Genomic DNA, 17,669 nt, shown 5'->3' with positions numbered 1-17,669 from the left:
TCGCGGGTCTCAAGATTGGGAGGTGGCGGCGCGGCGTGGAGTTCAAAAAAAGCGTGGGGCGGTGCTTTGTGAAGAAACTCTGAATTATTGCTTCGTGGGGGCAGTCGACCGTGTGAAGCCCACTGATGGAGAACGTTCATGCCTAGACCCGATGACCCAAGACCGCAGGTTGATATCGACGACACCGAGGACCGCATGGGCAGTGTCCACGAACTGGATTTCAGCGAGCGCCGCGATGAACGCCAGGGGCGTGTCGGCGACGAGCGTCCGGCGCGCGAAATCGCCGAGGATTACCCGCCCCGACGTGTCGCCGAAAGCGGCATGACCGGCGGCGAGACCCTGAGCGATAGCCTGCACGAGGACAATGTCACCCTCGACGATTTGAGCCCAGACACGCTGTTTGATGAAACCGGCGCTCGCGACCCGCATGAGCCTGGCACAGGCGGCGGGCCTGCCGACCAGGACCTGCGCCAGGTGGACGCCCACGAGATCGGTGGCGGCATCGGCCTGGACGAGGCCGAACTCGCCCGCTCGGCGCCGTTGGACGGCGAGCCGTGGACCGATGAGGTGGTGCCTGATGACGACAGGAGAGAGCCGTGATGAATGAGCAACGCTGTTCCTGCAACCACTGTTCCTGCACCGTAGATGCCAATGCCCTGGTCCAGGATGGCAAGGCCTATTGCTGCGAAGCCTGCGCGACGGGGCATCGCAATGGGGAGGCTTGTCGTATGGCGGACTGCAAATGTGGAGAGATAACCCAGCCGAAGGAGAGCAATGTCGATAACGCTTTGGATGAAACATTCCCGGCGAGTGATCCTATATCGCCATAAAGTTCTTTCATTCTCGACGGCTGTTTCGTTAGAATCTCTGGTGAAGGGAAGTTATTATATCAACGTGCGCACCATTCAATAGCAGCTCTTTTGGTTTTGGTTTTGGTTTTGGTTTTGATCTTGATCTTGATCTTGATCTTGATCTTGATCTTGATCTTGATCTTGATCTTGCTGTTGCTTCTAAGTGCACAATAGTTCAGGCGCCGCCAATTGCGACTTCAGGAGGCCGAGCGGAGTTCTTGCGGAGGGAGGTGACGGGCATGGATGCCCGTCAAGCGCTGCGCCCCAGGATGGGGCGTTCAGCGCGGTCCTCCCGGGAGCAAGAACGGAGCGAGGGGACCCCGGAGCGAAGCGTAGGGGCCGGATGAATGGAGCGAGGATTTTTTGGTTCCTTTTTGATCCTTCAAAAAGGGACCCGCCGTAAGGGCGGAAAGGTGACTTTGCGTCACCATCGCAAATGAATGCGCATATAACTTTCAAAACATTTGACTCTAAAAGTCAAAGTCAAATGCGATTGGCGTGGTTTTTTACAAGTGTAAGCGCATTCATTAGCTATAATGACGCACAGTCACCCTTTCGCCCCCCGGCGAGTCACTTTTTGTCAAACGCGACAAAAAGTAACCAAAAAACGCTGCGCTCCATTCATCCGGCCCTCCGCTTCGCTCCGGGTCCCCTCACTCCGGCCTTGCTCCCGGGAGGACCGCGCTGCAGGGCCCATCCTGGGCCCCAGCGCTTGACGGGCATCCATGCCCGTCACCTCCCTCCGCAAGGCCTGCGTTCGGCCTCCTGAAGTCGCGAAGTTACGGGCGGCGCCTGGGCTGACGCAGCTGTCGCTAGCGGGCTATGGCGCTAGACTCTTGATCGGCAACGGCAACGGCAACGGCAACGGCACAGCGCCGAGCTTGCCTCGGGGGGACGCCGGCGCGTCTCAAGCCACCTTGCGTAAGGCCTCGATCAATTCTCCCTTGCGCATGCTCGAGCGCCCGGCAATGTGCCGCTTGCGCGCACGGTCCATCAGTTCAGCCTTGGTCATGTCCTCCAGCCGCTGTCCGGGACGAGGCACGCCATGCTTGGTCGCCACCGCGCGCCGGGCCGATGAAGCCCGCGCCTGGGCCTTGGCCGCAGGGCTTTTCTTCTGCCCGGAACCGCCTTTGCGCTCGCCGCCTCCGGACTGCTTGTTGACCGTGGCCCAGGCGCGGGCTTCGGCTTCGTCCTTGGACACGCCCTTGTCCTCATAGCTCTGCTCGATGTGCTCGGCCTTGCGTTTCTGCTTGTCGGTGTACTTGTCTTTGTCTCCACGTGGCATGGTCGTTCTCCTCTGCGTCAGTGAGTCTGCCAGACCCCGTTGTTGCGCTCGCAATCGCTGCGCGCCTGGCCCAGGCTCGGGGTGTCGTAGTAATAGGTGATGATCCGCGCATCCTTGGGCACGGCTGGGCGGGTAGAGGGCTCACCACGTCCGGCGGCATCGGGGTTGGCCAGGGTCTCCTGGGTCAGCGGCGCGATGCAGCTGCCGACGCTGCCGTCGGCGCAACGCTCGACCCGGCGCTTCTGGCTGTTGAGCATTTCCTTGCTTTCGTTGCTGCACGACCAGGCGATCGCTTCGGCCGGCATGTTGCCGTAGCTGTAGCAAGTGTGCTGCTGTACCGGCTTGACCGCCTCGCTGGAGGAGCGGGTGACCACATCACAGCCTTCGGCCAGCACCTGCCCGCTGGCCAAGGTGCCCAGCAGTGCCATGTACAGAATGAACCGCATGATGTACCTCCCGGGCGATGGCCCATCAGCGCTTGTCGAGGGCCGGCCTGGCCTGTTGGCGCAAGGCCTTGGCGCGCTTCTCGAGGATCAGGTAGGTGAACACCGCCAACAACAGCGGAATCAGGTAGTACAACGTTCGATAACCCAGCAGCGCGGCGACCAGCTCGCCCTGACCGAGCTGGCCATGGAGCAGGGCGAGGAACACGGCCTCCAGCACGCCGAGCCCTGCGGGAATATGGGCGACCACGCCCGCCACGCAGCTGATCAGCAGCACGCCCAATACCGACGGATAGAACAGGTCTGGTGGCAGCAGCAGGTGGATCAGTGCTGCCATCAGTGCCCAGTTGCTCGCGCCCAGGGCCACCTGGCACAGCGCCAGGCGCAGGCCCGGCAGGGTGACTTCGTGCCCGCGCAGGTCCCACGTTCGCCGCTTGGCGAAGGCGCAGGCGAACAGGTAAGTCAACGCGACCGCCATCATCAGTACGCCGATCAGGCGCAGACCCCCAGCCCCCACCGCCCAATTTTCCGGCAGCTTGACCATGCCAAGGGCGAACACGGTGCCGGCCAACAACAGGTAGCCCATCCAGTTGGTCAACAGACCCAGGGTGAGGATGCGGGTGATGGTTGGCGTGTCGAGCCCCAGCCTGCCGTACAGGCGATAACGCAGGGCCACGCCACCGACCCAGGTGGTGAAGTTGAGGTTGAACGCATAACACACGAACGCCACCGGCAGCACCTGGCGGGCCGGCAGGCGATGGCCGGTGTAGGCGCGAGCGAGCAGGTCGTAGCTGGCGAACACCAGGTAGCTGCACAGGGCCAGCAGCAACCCCAGGGCCAGGGTCGAGGGTCGGTAGGCCAGCAGCGACTGGCGGACTTCGTTCCAGTCCAGGTTACGCGCCAGGGTGAACAGCAGCACCGGGATCAGCACCAGGAACAGCACGGTCAGCAGGCGTTTGCCCCAGGTCTTCCAGCGTGGCGTGGCCATCAGGTCTTACCCCCGTGGTAGCCGGCCGGGGCCTCGCTGTCGGCTTGCAACGACTGCAGGCGTTGCCGGTGCGCCGGGAACCAGCCGGCGATACGCGGGAAATAGCGGGTGATGTGGAAGCCCAGGAAGATCAAGGGTGCGCGCCACCAGTAGCCACGCACCATGCGCTCCAGCGTCACGGTCTTGCAGTGTTCGCGGGTGAGCTCGCTCAAGTGTTGGTAGAGCACATCGTTGAACGCACGGTCGCGAACCAGCAGGTTGGCCTCCAGGTTGAACGACAGGCTCAGTGGGTCGAGATTGCTCGAGCCTACGGTGGACCACTCGTCGTCCACCAATGCCACCTTGCCGTGCAGCGGGCGCTGGCAGTACTCGTGGATGTGCACGCCATCGCGCAGCAGGTAGTTGTAGAGCAGCCGCGAGAGCGCGCGCACCCAGCGCATGTCGGGCTGCCCCTGGAGGATCAGGGTCACCTCGACCCCGCGCCGAGCGGCGTTGCGCAGCTCGCGCAGCAGACGGTAGCCCGGGAAGAAGTAGGCATTGGCCACGACGATACGTTGCCTGGCTTCACGGAAGACCTGCAGGTAACAGACCTCGATATCGTTGCGATGCCGCCGGTTGTCGCGCTCCACCAGCACGGCGCTGGCCGGGCCCGCATCAATGCCGGTCGGTCGGACCTGGCTCGCGGTGTCCAGCACCGGTGCAAGCAGGCGGCAGGAGGATGCATGTACCTGGGCAACCACCGGGCCGACGACCTCCACGGCGTAGTCCTGCTTGGCCTGCGGACCGAAGTCGCCGAGATGGTCGGCGCTGTAATTGATGCCGCCGATGAACGCGCGCTGCCCATCGATCACCAGGATCTTGCGGTGCAGGCGGCGGAACAGGTTGGTGCGCATGCCGGCCAGCCGGGGTTGCGGATCGAACGCATGGAAACGCACCCCGGCCTCGGTCATCGAGGCGATGAAGTCGTCGGGCAGGTCCGCGGTGCCATAGCCGTCCACCGCCACCTCGACCCGCACCCCCCGCCGCGCGGCGTCGATCAGGGCCTGGCGCAAGGGTTGGCCGACCTTGTCGTCATAGATGATGAAGGTCTCCAGGAGGATCTCCTCGCGTGCCTGGCCCATGGCCTCGAACACACGTGGGTAGTACTGCTCGCCGTTGATCAACAGTTCGACACGGTTGCCGATGCTCCAGGACTGTTTCATAGCGTCACCTGCGCCACCAGTGGGGCATGGTCGGAGAGGTGTGACCAGGGGTATCGGGACAACACCCGCGCTTGGCAGGCTTGCGCATTGCGCAGGTAGATGCGGTCCAGGCGCAGCAGCGGCAGGCGGGCGGGAAAGCTGCGCGCCGGCCTGCCAAAGGCCTCGACCAGGTATTCTGAGAGCCGCGAATCCGCTTTCAGGCGCCAGTCGTTGAAGTCACCGGCGATGATGACCGGCTCGTCCGGCGGCAGGCTGTCGAGCAATGCCAGCAGCAGGCCGACCTGGCGCTGGCGATGGGCCTCGCGCAGCCCCAGGTGCACGCAGATCGCGTGTACCTGCTCATGGCCAGGCACTTCGAGCAGGCAATGCAGCAGGCCGCGTTCCTCGTTGCCGTGGATTGTCACGTCAAGGTTGTCGTGGGCGCGGATCGGAAACTTGGACAGCAGGGCGTTGCCATGGTCGCCATGGGGATAGACCGCGTTGCGCCCGTAGGCGAACTGTGGCCACATGCTGTCGGCGAGGAATTCGTACTGAGGCGTCGTCGGCCAGGTCGGGTGGCGTTCGGCATGCCCGTGGTGGCTGCCATGCACCTCTTGCAGGAACACCAGGTCGGCCCCGGTGGCGCGCACCGCCTCGCGCAGCTCTGGCAGGATGAAACGGCGATTGAACAGGGTAAAGCCCTTGTGCACGTTGAGGGTCAGCACCGTCAGGCGGTGCACGGCGGTCACCTTGTCGATGATGCAGCGGGGAGTGGGCAGGGTCCCGTTCATAGAGGCTCCTGCGGCTCGACGCCAGGCTCGGTCACCAGCTCGCCGTCAAGGCCGAGCTTGGCCAGCAGGCGGCGGGCATCGTAGGGGGCATGCACTTTCTGGTCGTTGTCGAAGTAACAGTACACGTCACGGGATGCGCGTTTCGCAGGGGCCCGGCGTACGACGCGCCGGGCATCTTCCGGTTGGCCGCCCGCAGCCCAGGCCTGGATGCGCAGGCGCCAGCGGCGCAGTGCGCTGGCGGTGTAGCCGCTGCTGTAGAGCTCGACATCGCCATGCAGGCGCAGGTACACGAAATCGGCCGTGATCTCCTCGACATAAGGCCATTTGCCCGCGCTGTCAGCGACCACCAAGGCAATCTTGTGCTTGCGCAGCAGGTTGATAAAGGTGTCGCAGAGGAAGCTGGGGTGGCGAATTTCCACGGCGTGGCGCAGGCGCTGGTTGCCGCGGATGGCCGTGCCGCCGTTGTCTTGCAGGCGCTCGGCCGCCTGGCGGGCAAGAAGGCGGGCAGCGTTGCGATCACGCGGCAGCTTGGCCAGGAAATCGCTGAAGCGTTGCGCATCAAATTTCAGGCTCGGCGGAAACTGCCACAGGAATGGCCCCAGCTTGTCGCCCAGCATTAGCGGGCCCGATGCGAAGAAGTTGGCAAGCGGCTCGTCGATCTCTCGAAGCCTGCGCACATGGGTGATATAACGCGGCGCCTTGACCGAGAACACGAAGCCCTGGGGTGTTTGGTCACGCCAATGACCATAGCGTTCCGGTGTCTGCAGCGCGTAGAACGAACCATTGATCTCGATGCTGTTGACCGCTCGCGAGGCGAAGGCCAGTTCGTCGTCCTGGCGTAGCCCCTTGGGGTAAAAGTCCTTGCGCCATGGGCCATAGCGCCAACCGGAAATACCAATACGGATCTCGCTCACGAGAGCCCCCTGTGTTCGTGTACTTATCAGTAGCGACTGGTAGCGGCGCGAGAGGGTTCATCAGGATTGACGAGTGGCGCTGGCGGAAATGCCCTGGCGGAGCTTTGTTGGCGACAAGGCACCGCCGTTTGGTTCTTTCTATGACTGATAAGTCAGCGATCAGCCTCTCAACGTGTTGAAAGGGTTCCAAAAAAACGATCGGTGGTCAGCCTAGTTTCCGACAATGTGTCTTACTTAGATCTCACCGTGGGAGAACGTGATGAGAGAAAGAGGTCAGACGTATTGGGATTGGATGGATGCGCAGCTACATTGCCGTACGCACACTGAAATACTTGATACCGGCTGGACTATAGATGTCCAGGTGCGCCTTTCACGTGTTGGAACCACACAGTTGTTCATGGGCATCTATCGCCAGGACGGTGCATTGGTCCACGAAGAAGCCTATGGGACGCGCCCGGGGCAGTCCATGACGACCGCCCTGCTATGGGGTGTTGCCAGGGCGCGTGAGCTGGCCTGTTCTCAATCCTCTTCCGATGCCGCTTCCCACTGACGGAACGAAGGACTGCCTAGCTACCGGCCAGCGCCTTGATCAACTGCTCGTTGAAGGCCGGAATATCGTCTGGCTGGCGACTGGTAATCAGATTGCCGTCCACCACCACTTCTTCATTTACCCAGTTGCCGCCAGCGTTGCGAATATCATCCTGCAAGGTCTTGTAGCTGGTCATCCGTCTGCCTTTGGCCAGATCACTCGATACCAGCAGCCAAGCGCCATGGCAAATGACCGCCAAGGGTCTGCTTGCCGAGTCGTGGCTTTTCACCAATTTCTGCGCTGCAGGCATCAGGCGAATGGTATCGGAGTTCTGTACGCCCCCCGGCACCACAATGGCATCGTAAAGATCAAGGTGGGCGCTCTCGAAGGTGGCGTCCACCGCAAACTCATCGGCAGGCTTGTCATGGTTCCAGCCGCGAACGGTTCCCTCCTTGTCACTCAGAATGTCGATTATCGCTCCATTTGTTTCGAGCGCTTCGCGAGGCCCCGTCAGTTCCACCTGTTCAAAACCATCAGTGACCAGGAAGGCAACGCGCTTGCCATTCAGTTGAGCAGTCATTTTTCGATCTCCGTTTTCGATGGGCCCTGGGAGGCGAAGGGCTGTGCTCCTGCCGCCCAAGGTCAAGGTGCGGTCATCCGTCAGATTGTTCCTCGGGTGCCACTTGGCCTTCCGGCCAGTCGGGTGCCTCGTATTTCGGATCGGGCGGCGGTACCTTGTCGCCGGGGTCGTGCGGTATTTCATCGACATAAGGATCTGGATGATCGGGGCCTATCATGGGCTTTACCTCGTCAGCTAAAGCGCGGCCTTGCTTCGTGCTTGTACCGCAACTGTCCAATACCTCCCCAGGGCGAACGTTGTCGCCCTGGGGAACGCCTTTGCAATCAGCGTTCCTTGTCCATGCGTTGGCCTGGGTCACGTTGTTGGCCGCCGACTGTTCCGGTGTCGGAGAGGTTTTCCTTGTCCTCAGGCTGCTCCAGCGATTGCCCGCCTTGTCGCCCGGTGTCCTGGGATTGCGCCCACTCCTTGTCGGTCTTGTCATCAGGTCGTTGGCCACCTTTTTGCCGGTCGGTCATGTCGCCCGCCGAGCCGTGGCCCCCTTGCTGGCCGGCGTTGCCCACGTTGGTGTCGGCGCCATGGTCGCCGCCCTTGTCTTGATTGTTAGCCATGATGGCTTACCTCTGGTCGAACACAGGAAGGTCTGTGTTCAGTTATGACTGGGCCGTGAGTCATCGCACTGCAATGATTTTCCGATTTTCGGACCGGTTGCCTGAAGGACTGCGAGGCAAACATTTAGCGGGTGAACAACCGCGGTACAGCGCGTGGTTGGCGAGAAAAACTGGAACTTTGCTCGCCTTGCGCGCCTCCACCGCATGCCGGCGCGCAAACCGAGGTGAGCCATGAACAGCGAAAATGCTTTTGACGACGATCAACCGCAAGCCACGGTGCAACCGGGTGAGGGACAACCGCAAGTGCAGCCGGACGACCCGGACATCGAGGGACTGCCCGGTGAAACCAGGCCACCGGCCTGGAGGAGACCCAACGCATGAAATTCGACCGGTTTGCCCAATGGCTGGCCAGCCACAGTGGACGCCCGGTGACCTTCGTCATCGCATTGATGCTGATCATCGCCTGGGGCGTCAGCGGGCCATTGTTCCACTTCAACGACACCTGGCAACTGGTGATCAATACCTCGACCACGATCATCACCTTCCTCATGGTGTTCCTGATCCAGAACACCCAGAACCGCGACAACGATGAGCTGCACATCAAGATCGACGAGCTGCTGCGCACCACCAAGCGGGCGCACAAGGCCCTGCTCGACCTCGAAGACATGGGGCCGGCCGAACTGCATGCGCTGCGCAAGCATTACCAGCAGATCGGCGAGCACGACCTGGCGGCGCCGGGCAGTGACCTTGCGCAAAAGCACACGCCTGACTGACCCTGGAGTACGACATGGCCAGACATATCATCCACTACACCGGCCCGATCAACTCCGCGACCTGCGGCAATCTGATCAATACCTGCTCCAAGGCCCTGCAGCAGGGCGCCGAGCTGTTGCAAGTGAACATCGCCACCATGGGCGGCGAATGCAGCTACGGCTTTACCCTGTACAACTTCCTGCGCGCCTTGCCGGTGCCGGTGCATACCCACAACCTGGGCACGGTCGAATCGATGGGCAACATCCTGTTTCTGGCCGGTGTTCACCGTACCGCCTGTGCCTGCAGCAAGTTCCTGTTCCATCCGTTCCACTGGACCTTGCACGGCTCGGTGGACCATGCGCGCATGGCCGAATACGCCATGAGCCTGGACTACGACCTGCGCCTGTATGCGCAGATCGTCGCCGAACGAACCGAAGGCGCCAGCGACGTGCTGGACGTGCCGCGTTACTTGATGGCCTATCCGCGTATCCTGGGGCCGGAGGAGGCCCTGGTCAGCGGGATGATCCACGCCATCGACGAATTGCCCATCGCTGCGGATGCGGTGCAATGGAGCGTGCATGCGTGAGTGGGGCAGGGGGCGATGGAATGCGTCTTGACGACGCTGTGCCAGCCCAAGCTCAATAGGGCTCCGATCCGCACAATGTCTCTATGGCCTCGACCAGGTCGTCGTACCCCACCGGTTTGCTCAGGTGCCGGTCGAAGCCTGATTGGCGTGAGCGGTACTGGTCGGCGCTGGCACCATAGCCGGTCAGGGCAATGGCCGGCGTGTAGCGCAGGTGCCCCAGGGCACGCAGCGCCTTGATCAGGGCGTGGCCGTCCATCACCGGCATGCCGATATCGGACAGGATGATATCGTAGCGCCCGCTGGCGGCGGCCTCCAGCGCCGCTTGCGGATAGCTATAGGCCTCGACTTGCGCGCCTTCCATCTCCAGCAACTGCTGCATGACCTCGAGTATTTCCACCGAGTCGTCCACCAGCAGCACCTTGACGCCGTCCAGGCGGCCGTCGCTGGTCTGCCCGGATGCCTCGTTCGGGGCCTGACGCCCGGGCGCGCACAGTGGCAGGCAGACCGTGAAGGTCGTGCCGCAACCCAGCCCCGGGGAATACGCCGCCACCGTCCCGCCATGGGCCTCGACCAGCTGGCGCACCAGTGACAGGCCGATACCCAGGCCGTCGCGGTTGCCGGACAGCTGTGGGGCGGCCTGGGTGAACAGGTCGAAAACGCTCTCCAGGCTGTCCTCGGTCAGGCCGACACCCTGATCGATCACCTCCAGGCGGGCATGGGCGTCCTGTCTGGCGAGTACCACGCGAATCTCGCTGCCTGCGGGGCTGAATTTCAATGCGTTGTTCAGCAGATTCCAGATGATCTGCTCGAGCCGCGTGCCATCGGCCTCCACGTGAACAGGCGCGCCATCCGCAGGCAGTGCCAGGCGCACGGCGCAAGGATGCTGTTCGTTAAGCACCACGGCATGGATCCCCTGAAGTACCGTGCCCAGGTCGATCACCTGGGTCTTGAGCTTGAGTTTGCCGGTGCGGATGCGAGCGACATCAAGCAGATCGTCGATGATCCGCGCTTGACTGGAGACCGCGTCGCAGATAACGCCGATGGCCTTGCTGGCAGCGCTGGCGGCTTTCACCGACGGCGACCGCCGCAGGATCTCGGCGTTGAGCTGGATCAGGTTCAGCGGGTGCTTGAGTTCATGGGACATGACGGCGAAAAACTCGTCCTTCATGTGACTGGTGCTCTGCGACTCGGCCAGTTGCTTGCTCTGCTCGTCGTGCAGGCGCTTGTGGCCGGTGAGGTCGCGGGCGATCTTGACGTAGCCCCGCAAGCTGCTGCCCTTGAGGCGCGACACCTCGCCGCTGCAATAGAAACGGCTGCCATCCTTGCGTACGTGCCAGCGCTCGTCCTGACCACGACCATGGAGGCGGGCGCTGCGCAGTTCACGCTCCGGCACGCCGCTGGCCTGGTCCTGCTCGGTGAAGATCAGCTGGTAGTGGCGGCCGAGAACCTCGTCCTTGCCATAGCCGAAAATCAGCGCGGCCCCCGTGTTCCAGTCGGTGATCAGGCCTTGCTCGTCAAGCAGGATGATGGCGAAGTCATGGGTGCTTTCCGCCACCAGGCGCATGCGTTCCTCGCCCTGGCGCAGGCGTTCCTCCGCGGCGCGGCTCTGGCTGATGTCGATGAAGGTCAGTACGGTGCCGTCGACGTGGCGCTCGCTGGCCCGGTAGGGCAGCAGGCGGGCCAGGTACCAGTGCTGGTTGTGGCCGAGCACTTCGCGTTCGATGGTGGTCTCGCGTTCGACCACCGCACGGGCATCGTCAGCCAGGCCTGGGTAGTCCAGGCGATGGGTGATGTCGAGCAGCGAACGGCCGGTGTCCACCGGCAACATGCTGAAGATGTCGGTGGCTCGGGGGGTGAACCAGCGGATGCACAGGTTGCGGTCGACGAACACCGTGGCGATGTCGGTCGAGGCGATCAGGTTGCTCAGGTAGTCGTTGACCTTGTCGGTCTCCTCGACCTTGGTCTTGAGCTCGTAATTGACCGTCAGCAGCTCTTCGTTGATCGACTGCAGCTCTTCCTTGCTGGTTTCCAGCTCCTCGCTGGCCGAGCGCAGCTCCTCGTTGATCGCCTGCATTTCCTCGTTGGAAGCGGTCAGCTCCTGGCTGGAAAACTCCGATTGCTCGATGGTTTCCTGCAATTGCAGCCGTGTGCGATGCAGTTCGCGCTCCAGGTTGGTCAACAACATGCCTTCGCTCTGCTCGAGAGCAGGGCTGGGGCCTGCATTGCCGTCGACTTCGATGCTCTGGAACACCACCAGAAGGCAGTCAGTGCCACTGGGGTCATCCTGGTGGGGTTGGATCAGGATCTGCACCGAGGTCGAGTATTCGTCGAGGTTGACCTCGACCCTGCGCGAGGTCACCGCCTGGCCGCTGCCTTGCGCTTGCAGCAAGGTGCTGCGCAGGGCGGGCCGTAACGGGGCGATGACCAGGTTGAGCAGGTTGTGGCTGAGCTCGCCACCCGCGTGACGCAGGAAGCGTCCGACGCCTTCGCTCATGTGCAGGATATTGCCCTCGGTATCGACCACCAGGCTGGGCGGCGTGCAGCGGGCGAGGGCGCGGTGATGGATCTCGGCGTAGGACAAACGGCGACTGCTACGTGCCCGGGCAGGTGACGCGAGCGCAGGTTCCGGGGCCTGCAGGCGCGCCGGATGGCTGGTGGTCTGCACCTCCCGGGCGCGGAAGATGCGGTTGCGTTTGTCCACGGCGACGAACAGGTCGGCTGCAAGGTCCGTCGACTCGGAGCTGCCCAGGAACAGATGGCCGCCTGGACGCAGGGCGAAATGGAACAGGCGCAGGATGTCGCGTTGCACATCGCGGTCCAGGTAGATCAGCAGGTTGCGGCAAACGATCAGGTCGAGTTGGGAGAACGGTGGATCGGATAGCAGGTTATGACGGGCGAACAGAACCTTTTCCCGGATTTCCTTGCGCACCCGGAAGTGCTGATCCTCCTTGATGAAGAACTGGCGCAGGCGCGCCGCCGACACGTCGGTGGCGATGGCGTCTGGATACTGCCCGGCACGGCCGAGGCCGATGGCGCGTTCGTCGAGGTCGGTCGCGAATACCTGCACCTGGACGCTACGCTGCTCCACCGCCAACTGTTCGGCCACCAGCATCGCCAAACTGTAGGCCTCCTCGCCGGTAGAGCAGCCCGCCGACCAGATGCGCACTTCGTGCGCCGCCTCTTCAATGGCATCCATGTTGACCAGGCCGGGCATCACATGGCGCTGCAACGCTTCGAACGCCTCGCGGTCGCGGAAGAAGTTGGTCACCCCGATCAGCATGTCGGCCAGCAGCGCCCGCGATTCCTCAGGGTGGCGTTGCAGGAAATCGAGATAGCCGGCCAGGTCTGTCTGGCCGGTCACATGCAGCCGGCGCTCCAGGCGACGCAGCACGGTGGCACGCTTGTAATGGCTGAAGTCGTGGCCGGTCTCGCCTTGCAACGTCAGCAGGATCTCATCCAGCAGCGGGTCACTCGCCGCCGGGTCGCCCTCTCGCTCTCCCAGTGGCGGCGGCAGGCTGTCGTCTTCGATTTCCGGTAACTTCACCTGGCGCGCCGTACGCCACAACTCGACCAGGCGCGCAGGCATTTCATCCACCGGCAGCAGCAGGTCGACCATGCCGGTGGCCAGCGCCGCACGGGGCATGTCGGGGTACTCGGCATCCTCGGGTGCCTGCACCAGGGTCAGGCCACCTTGCTCCTTGATGCGCGACAGGCCTACGGCGCCGTCGCTGCCGGTTCCCGAGAGCACCACGCAGAAAGCGTGATCCTTGTGCACGTCGGCCAGGTCGCGGAAGAACAGGTCGATGGCCACATGATCGCCGCGGTTGCGCTTGGCCGGGCTGACCCGCAGGTAGCCGTCGTTGGTCGACAGGCGATTGGCCGGCGAGATCACGTAGACATGGTTGCGTTCGATCGGCACCGGCTCGCTGACCTGGCGTACCGGCATGCGGGTGACGGCCTGGATGATCCGGTCGGCCTGGCTCTGGTGGTCCGGGGACAGGTGCAGCACGACGACGAACGCCATGCCGGAATTGTCCGGGGTGTGCTGGAAGAACCGGCGGATCGCCTCCAGGCCGCCGGCCGAGGCACCGATGCCGACCACGGGGAAGTCCAGGTGGCTGGGGCTGAGCGCCGGATTGTGCGGCGAGGCGAGGGGCGATTTGCTGGACGACTTCATGGCATCAGCCTTGTACGGACCTGGAAATGGCCCAGGGTGAATCGCCGGGCACTGGGCGCAGATTATAGGCTGCCGCTCACTTTGGCGACGAGCGGGTACCTTGAATCAGTGCAAGGTGTTCGATGGCTTCCTGATAGCGTACAGCAGCCTTGCGTCGTAGTTTCTGATAATGGTCGAAGCGATTGGCGTCGAGCCCATCTCCTTCGAGCAGGACAATGGCGGCATGCTCGAGTTGGTAGGCGCTGGCGAACAGCCGGCGATTCTGCTCAAGCGCGAGCGCCTGGCAGCTATGTGTCATGGGCATGGGAGCTCCGTTGTGCGAAGTGGGCATTCAGTGGTGTGACCGCCGGTCACGCGAATAAGTGCAAATGATTTGCCCGGTGTCGAGCCCATGCACCCCGCACGCTGTTTAACGTTGGCCAGAGCAGGGCAACAATGGGTGAGCTGTGGCGGATTGCGACGGCTCAAAACGGTTGCACGGTGACACGGCCTCCACCTCCAACCCAGCCATGGGGCGGCAGCGATGCGTAATGGGCTGGCCCTTCCTTCACCGTGGCTGGCATTTTTTTTGAATTTTCATGGCGCACCACGATCAGTCAAAGAGTCATCCATGGAGAAGAGGAGGGCCTGCGGCGATGCCTAGTCCCCAGCTGTACACCATTGAATACCGGCTGCACGGAGAGCCACGGCGGTTCATCATCCGCCAGGAACACATGGACAATGCCGAAGCCTGGCACTGGGCCAGTTGCGATGCGGGGTTGGGGATCATTCCGAAGTTCGGGCGGGAAAAGATCAAAAAGGTCAGCCGACCGCTGGCCGAGCGGCACGGCATCACCGATGTGCACTGGCGGGTCTGATTCGCGCCCTTGGTAGTGCACAGGCCCTTGGCCAGCGGGCAAGTCCGCGCCAGGTCCTAGGCCCCGGATTCCGGATCGCTGGCCGGCACGCCGGGGCGGTTTTCTTCCTCGGTAAGGTCAGGGGCGGCATCCGCATCATCGGGATCGGGCTGGTCGTTGCGTCGGTCTGGCTCCAGTTCCGGCCAGTCGCTCTGCACGTCACCACCACCCATCCCGTGTTTCTCGTTCATGCCGGCATCCTCCCTCAACGCGTGCGGCGGAACATTCGCTGCTCATGCATTGGGATCGTGCAGGGGGGTGGGAAGGTCTATCTCATCCCTTGCTTGGCGACAAGCGGTCGTTCAGTTTCCGGAATACTTCACGGCCGCCGCCGTGCGGGTCGGTACGTTGAGGGTCTTGAGCAGGGACGACACATGGATGCGTACGGTAAACGGCGAGATATCCAGCGCCCGTGCGATCTCCTTGTTGGTCTTGCCCTGGGCAATCAGGCGCAGCACGTCCTGCTGGCGTTCGGTGAGCTGTTCCAGTTCGCTGGAGGCCTCCCGTTGCGGCAGCAGGCCGCTGGGCACATAGTTGACCACCACCTCGCCGGCGCGAATGGCGAGGATGGCCGCGCCGATTTCCCCAGGGCTTACGCTCTTGCCGATGAAGCCATCGACACCCGCAGCCATGACTTCGCAGATGACCTGCGGGTCATCGACCATCGACACCACGATCAGCGTGGTGCGCGGCAACTGCCGGCGCAGCTCGGCGAGGCGACCGATGCAGGTAAGGCCGGGAAAGCGCAGGTCGAGGATCAGGGTGTCGGGCGTCTCGCCCAGTGTGGCCAGGCGCAGCACATCGGCCAGGCTGCCGGCTTCCTCCAACCGGGCGTCGGGCAGGATGCGCCGCACGGTGTTGACCATGGCTTCCCTGAACAGCGGATGGTCATCCGCCACGATGATGCGGCAACTCACGTCGAGGAACTCCCTGTCGTCCGGCACATGCTAATTTAGCAGTCAACTGCGGCATTTTCTTATGATGCATGCCGCAAATGCCGACTGGCGCACAAGGACGTTACCCCATGAGGTTCGAGAAGAACAACGAACTGGACCAGGCCAACCTGCGCATCATCGTCGCCTCCTGCGCGATCAGCTACGTGGCGCTGCTGGGCTTCCTGCCGGGACGCTCGCCGGCCACCTACCTGCCGGTACTGCTCTACTACGCAGGTTTTGTAGTGGTGTCGATCGGCATGCGCCAGGCCATCAAGCGCTGGCCGGGGCATTACCCGGCGCGGCGGATCTTCGGCATGCTCGGCGACTACACCGGTACCTGCTTCGGCCTGGTGGTCGGCGGCGAGACCGCATTGCCGCTGTATGCGGTGATGGTATGGATCAACCTGGGCAATGGCATGCGCTTCGGCTCGCGCTACCTGGCCATCGCCACGGTGCTGGCCCTGGCCGCGCTGCTGGTGGTGTGGCGGCTGACGCCTTACTGGCAGGAACAGCCGTTCCTGCTGCCGATGCTGCTGACCACCAGCACCTTGATCCCGTTCTACGCCCACCTGCTACTGGAGCGCACGCGCAAGGCCACGGCCCTGGCCGAGGCCGCGACCCGCGAGAAATCCCGCTTCCTGGCCCAGGCCAGCCATGACCTGCGCCAGCCGATCCACTCCATCGGCCTGTTCACCGCCTGCCTGCGCGAGGCGCGCCTGGGTGAGGAGGAGCGGCGCCTGGTGGACAGCATCGACCGTTCGCTGCTCAATGTCTCGCAGCTGTTCCGCTCGATCCTCGACCTGTACACCCTGGACAACGGCCGGGTGCAGCCGAAGTGGGAGGCTTTCGCGGTGGACGGCTTTCTGCGCGAACTGCTGCGCCAGAACAGCGAGGCGGCGCGCTGGGCCGGGGTCGAGATGCGCCTGGTGCCCAGCCATCACTGGATTCGCGCCGACCCGGGCATGCTGGCGACCATGGTGCAGAACGTGCTGTCCAACAGCTTCAAGTACGCCGCCGGACGCCCGCTGCTGATCGGCGTGCGGCCTCGCGGCCAGGGCCTGGCCATTGTCGTCTGCGACCAGGGCAGAGGGATCGCCGAGGAGCACCAGGGCCGAGTGTTCGAGGAGTTCTACCGGGTGCGCGAAGTGCGCGACAAGGATGTCGAGGGCGTTGGCCTCGGCCTGGCCATCGTCAAGCGGCTGGGGCGGTTGATGGGCCTGGAGGTCAGCCTGCGCTCGCACCTGGGGCATGGCACCTGCGTGACCTTGAAGGGGCTGTCCAGAGCCTGCGCGCAGGTGTCGCGGGCCACGGTCGACCAGGCCGTGCAGGCGGGCCTGCTCACGGGGCTGCGGGTGTGCCTGGTGGAGGATGACGACAACGTGCTGCAGGCCACTAGCGCCTTGCTGCAGCGCTGGGGATGCGAGGTGCAGGCCGAGTGTTCGCCCTTTGGCCTGGTCAGTGACTGCGATGTGATCGTCGCCGACTACGACCTGGGCCCGCAGGCCACCGGCATCGACTGTATCGACCAGCTACGCGCGCAGCGCGGCGCCGATGTGCCGGCGCTGATCATGACCGGTCACGACATCGACAGGCTGCAGGGCGCCTTGCAGGCACGGGGCATCGCGGTGCTGGCCAAGCCGGTGCGACCTGCCGAGTTGCGCGCGGCGTTGCGCGCCCTGCGCGAGAGGGGAACGGCACCGGTGGTTCAGGCCGATGCCTGAGGGCGTCACTGGAAGACAGGGGCCTGGCCTTCTTTCCAGCAGGTCGGTGACGGGGTGATAAGGCCCATGCCAGCGACCGCGACCAGGCCTCCGCTGGCCACCTGGCAGTCATACTGGCCCTTGGCGGTGCTGGCGCTGAAGTAGGTGGTGTTGGAGTCGCTGCGCAGGTTGCTGACCTTGTTCACCGGCACGCCAAGGGTGACTTCGGCGCGCTGCTTGAGGGTGTCGGCGCTGGGGCTGGCGGTCTGGCAACCGGTCAGGGCGGCGAGGCCGGCGAGCAGGAACAGGGACTTGAAGGGGAGGGACATGGGGATCATCGCGTTGCTTCCTTGGCATTGTTCTCGGTACGGCGCACCCACCGCCAGGAAGGGGGCTGGCGGTGGGGCGGTGGGGCGACTATAGCGCCGAGGGGCGTTGCAGGATGTAGGGCG

General features: G+C 63.5%; 19 protein-coding genes. 6 read left to right on the top strand and 13 right to left on the bottom strand.

Annotated elements, in window-relative coordinates; all coding sequences use genetic code 11:
- The first annotated feature begins 138 nt into the window (after positions 1 to 138).
- Both AC25ND_RS09920 and AC25ND_RS09915 read left to right on the top strand, forming a co-directional pair.
- A complete protein-coding gene (locus tag AC25ND_RS09920; RefSeq protein ID WP_062363241.1) occupies positions 139 to 600 on the top strand; it encodes a hypothetical protein in 462 nt (153 codons plus the stop codon).
- Positions 600 to 830, top strand: coding sequence for a metallothionein (locus tag AC25ND_RS09915; RefSeq protein ID WP_082750486.1), 231 nt, complete (start codon positions 600 to 602; stop codon positions 828 to 830). Before AC25ND_RS09920 ends, AC25ND_RS09915 begins: the two co-directional genes overlap by 1 nt.
- A gap of 928 nt (positions 831 to 1,758) precedes the next feature.
- Here the strand turns inward: AC25ND_RS09915 and AC25ND_RS09910 are convergent.
- The 8 genes from AC25ND_RS09910 to AC25ND_RS09875 form a co-directional block, all read right to left on the bottom strand.
- Positions 1,759 to 2,136, bottom strand: a complete 378-nt coding sequence (locus AC25ND_RS09910) for a Rho termination factor N-terminal domain-containing protein (protein ID WP_062362457.1) — start codon at positions 2,134 to 2,136, stop codon at positions 1,759 to 1,761.
- A gap of 17 nt (positions 2,137 to 2,153) precedes the next feature.
- Complete coding sequence (locus AC25ND_RS09905; protein WP_182324303.1) at positions 2,154 to 2,582, bottom strand: hypothetical protein; 429 nt, start codon at positions 2,580 to 2,582, stop codon at positions 2,154 to 2,156.
- 25 nt (positions 2,583 to 2,607) lie between these two features.
- Positions 2,608 to 3,567, bottom strand: coding sequence for a lysylphosphatidylglycerol synthase domain-containing protein (locus AC25ND_RS09900; RefSeq protein ID WP_062362451.1), 960 nt, complete (start codon positions 3,565 to 3,567; stop codon positions 2,608 to 2,610).
- A complete protein-coding gene (gene clsB / locus AC25ND_RS09895) occupies positions 3,567 to 4,769 on the bottom strand; it encodes a cardiolipin synthase ClsB (RefSeq protein ID WP_186595854.1) in 1,203 nt (400 codons plus the stop codon). Before clsB ends, AC25ND_RS09900 begins: the two co-directional genes overlap by 1 nt.
- Positions 4,766 to 5,539, bottom strand: coding sequence for an endonuclease/exonuclease/phosphatase family protein (locus tag AC25ND_RS09890; protein ID WP_062362445.1), 774 nt, complete (start codon positions 5,537 to 5,539; stop codon positions 4,766 to 4,768). The genes clsB and AC25ND_RS09890 overlap by 4 nt, the downstream gene beginning before the upstream one ends.
- Positions 5,536 to 6,453, bottom strand: coding sequence for a DUF72 domain-containing protein (locus tag AC25ND_RS09885; RefSeq protein WP_028688903.1), 918 nt, complete (start codon positions 6,451 to 6,453; stop codon positions 5,536 to 5,538). The genes AC25ND_RS09890 and AC25ND_RS09885 overlap by 4 nt, the downstream gene beginning before the upstream one ends.
- Positions 6,454 to 7,019: 566 nt before the next feature.
- On the bottom strand, positions 7,020 to 7,562 hold the full coding sequence (locus tag AC25ND_RS09880) for a type 1 glutamine amidotransferase domain-containing protein (protein ID WP_186595858.1): 543 nt from the start codon (positions 7,560 to 7,562) through the stop codon (positions 7,020 to 7,022).
- Positions 7,563 to 7,885: 323 nt separating this feature from the next.
- Positions 7,886 to 8,170: a hypothetical protein gene (locus AC25ND_RS09875; RefSeq protein ID WP_186595866.1), complete on the bottom strand. Its 285-nt coding sequence runs from the start codon at positions 8,168 to 8,170 to the stop codon at positions 7,886 to 7,888.
- A gap of 377 nt (positions 8,171 to 8,547) precedes the next feature.
- On the opposite strand from AC25ND_RS09875, the gene AC25ND_RS09870 reads away from it, so the two are divergent.
- Positions 8,548 to 8,943 carry a low affinity iron permease family protein gene (locus AC25ND_RS09870; RefSeq protein WP_028688899.1) on the top strand — a complete coding sequence of 132 codons (396 nt, stop codon included), beginning with the start codon at positions 8,548 to 8,550 and terminating at the stop codon, positions 8,941 to 8,943.
- Positions 8,944 to 8,957: 14 nt separating this feature from the next.
- Positions 8,958 to 9,509, top strand: coding sequence for an ATP-dependent Clp protease proteolytic subunit (locus AC25ND_RS09865; RefSeq protein ID WP_028688898.1), 552 nt, complete (start codon positions 8,958 to 8,960; stop codon positions 9,507 to 9,509).
- Positions 9,510 to 9,561: 52 nt separating this feature from the next.
- Here AC25ND_RS09865 and AC25ND_RS09860 read toward each other — a convergent pair whose 3' ends face one another.
- Positions 9,562 to 13,686 (bottom strand): CheR family methyltransferase, encoded by a 4,125-nt coding sequence (locus tag AC25ND_RS09860; protein ID WP_182324310.1) that lies wholly within the window; start codon positions 13,684 to 13,686, stop codon positions 9,562 to 9,564.
- Positions 13,687 to 13,762: 76 nt separating this feature from the next.
- Positions 13,763 to 13,990, bottom strand: coding sequence for a hypothetical protein (locus AC25ND_RS09855; RefSeq protein WP_236248083.1), 228 nt, complete (start codon positions 13,988 to 13,990; stop codon positions 13,763 to 13,765).
- A 331-nt stretch (positions 13,991 to 14,321) separates the two neighbouring features.
- Here AC25ND_RS09855 and AC25ND_RS09850 point away from each other — a divergent pair, with 331 nt between their 5' ends.
- Positions 14,322 to 14,543 carry a DUF6555 family protein gene (locus AC25ND_RS09850; RefSeq protein ID WP_028688896.1) on the top strand — a complete coding sequence of 74 codons (222 nt, stop codon included), beginning with the start codon at positions 14,322 to 14,324 and terminating at the stop codon, positions 14,541 to 14,543.
- Between the two features lie 56 nt (positions 14,544 to 14,599).
- Here the strand turns inward: AC25ND_RS09850 and AC25ND_RS09845 are convergent, their stop codons facing one another.
- Positions 14,600 to 14,773, bottom strand: a complete 174-nt coding sequence (locus tag AC25ND_RS09845) for a hypothetical protein (protein ID WP_186596063.1) — start codon at positions 14,771 to 14,773, stop codon at positions 14,600 to 14,602.
- Between the two features lie 111 nt (positions 14,774 to 14,884).
- Positions 14,885 to 15,499: a LuxR C-terminal-related transcriptional regulator gene (locus AC25ND_RS09840; RefSeq protein WP_062574100.1), complete on the bottom strand. Its 615-nt coding sequence runs from the start codon at positions 15,497 to 15,499 to the stop codon at positions 14,885 to 14,887.
- Between the two features lie 107 nt (positions 15,500 to 15,606).
- Between AC25ND_RS09840 and AC25ND_RS09835 the strand changes: the two genes are divergently transcribed.
- Positions 15,607 to 17,238 carry an ATP-binding response regulator gene (locus AC25ND_RS09835; RefSeq protein WP_182324314.1) on the top strand — a complete coding sequence of 544 codons (1,632 nt, stop codon included), beginning with the start codon at positions 15,607 to 15,609 and terminating at the stop codon, positions 17,236 to 17,238.
- Between the two features lie 5 nt (positions 17,239 to 17,243).
- On the opposite strand, the gene AC25ND_RS09830 is transcribed toward AC25ND_RS09835, so the two are convergent.
- On the bottom strand, positions 17,244 to 17,546 hold the full coding sequence (locus AC25ND_RS09830; protein WP_036985759.1) for a hypothetical protein: 303 nt from the start codon (positions 17,544 to 17,546) through the stop codon (positions 17,244 to 17,246).
- Between the last annotated feature and the right edge of the window lie 123 nt (positions 17,547 to 17,669).

The organism is Pseudomonas sp. P110(2024), from assembly GCF_057480795.1.
Note: the sequence above shows the minus strand (reverse complement) of the source record. Positions and strands in the feature narration are given on the sequence as shown.

Coding starts and splice junctions, on each gene's coding strand:
- AC25ND_RS09920 (WP_062363241.1), top strand. CDS start 139: ATGCCTAGACCCGATGACCCAAGACCGCAGGTTGATATCGACGACACC.
- AC25ND_RS09915 (WP_082750486.1), top strand. CDS start 600: ATGAATGAGCAACGCTGTTCCTGCAACCACTGTTCCTGCACCGTAGAT.
- AC25ND_RS09910 (WP_062362457.1), bottom strand. CDS start 2,136: ATGCCACGTGGAGACAAAGACAAGTACACCGACAAGCAGAAACGCAAG.
- AC25ND_RS09905 (WP_182324303.1), bottom strand. CDS start 2,582: ATGCGGTTCATTCTGTACATGGCACTGCTGGGCACCTTGGCCAGCGGG.
- AC25ND_RS09900 (WP_062362451.1), bottom strand. CDS start 3,567: ATGGCCACGCCACGCTGGAAGACCTGGGGCAAACGCCTGCTGACCGTG.
- clsB (WP_186595854.1), bottom strand. CDS start 4,769: ATGAAACAGTCCTGGAGCATCGGCAACCGTGTCGAACTGTTGATCAAC.
- AC25ND_RS09890 (WP_062362445.1), bottom strand. CDS start 5,539: ATGAACGGGACCCTGCCCACTCCCCGCTGCATCATCGACAAGGTGACC.
- AC25ND_RS09880 (WP_186595858.1), bottom strand. CDS start 7,562: ATGACTGCTCAACTGAATGGCAAGCGCGTTGCCTTCCTGGTCACTGAT.
- AC25ND_RS09875 (WP_186595866.1), bottom strand. CDS start 8,170: ATGGCTAACAATCAAGACAAGGGCGGCGACCATGGCGCCGACACCAAC.
- AC25ND_RS09870 (WP_028688899.1), top strand. CDS start 8,548: ATGAAATTCGACCGGTTTGCCCAATGGCTGGCCAGCCACAGTGGACGC.
- AC25ND_RS09865 (WP_028688898.1), top strand. CDS start 8,958: ATGGCCAGACATATCATCCACTACACCGGCCCGATCAACTCCGCGACC.
- AC25ND_RS09860 (WP_182324310.1), bottom strand. CDS start 13,686: ATGAAGTCGTCCAGCAAATCGCCCCTCGCCTCGCCGCACAATCCGGCG.
- AC25ND_RS09855 (WP_236248083.1), bottom strand. CDS start 13,990: ATGCCCATGACACATAGCTGCCAGGCGCTCGCGCTTGAGCAGAATCGC.
- AC25ND_RS09850 (WP_028688896.1), top strand. CDS start 14,322: ATGCCTAGTCCCCAGCTGTACACCATTGAATACCGGCTGCACGGAGAG.
- AC25ND_RS09845 (WP_186596063.1), bottom strand. CDS start 14,773: ATGAACGAGAAACACGGGATGGGTGGTGGTGACGTGCAGAGCGACTGG.
- AC25ND_RS09835 (WP_182324314.1), top strand. CDS start 15,607: ATGAGGTTCGAGAAGAACAACGAACTGGACCAGGCCAACCTGCGCATC.
- AC25ND_RS09830 (WP_036985759.1), bottom strand. CDS start 17,546: ATGTCCCTCCCCTTCAAGTCCCTGTTCCTGCTCGCCGGCCTCGCCGCC.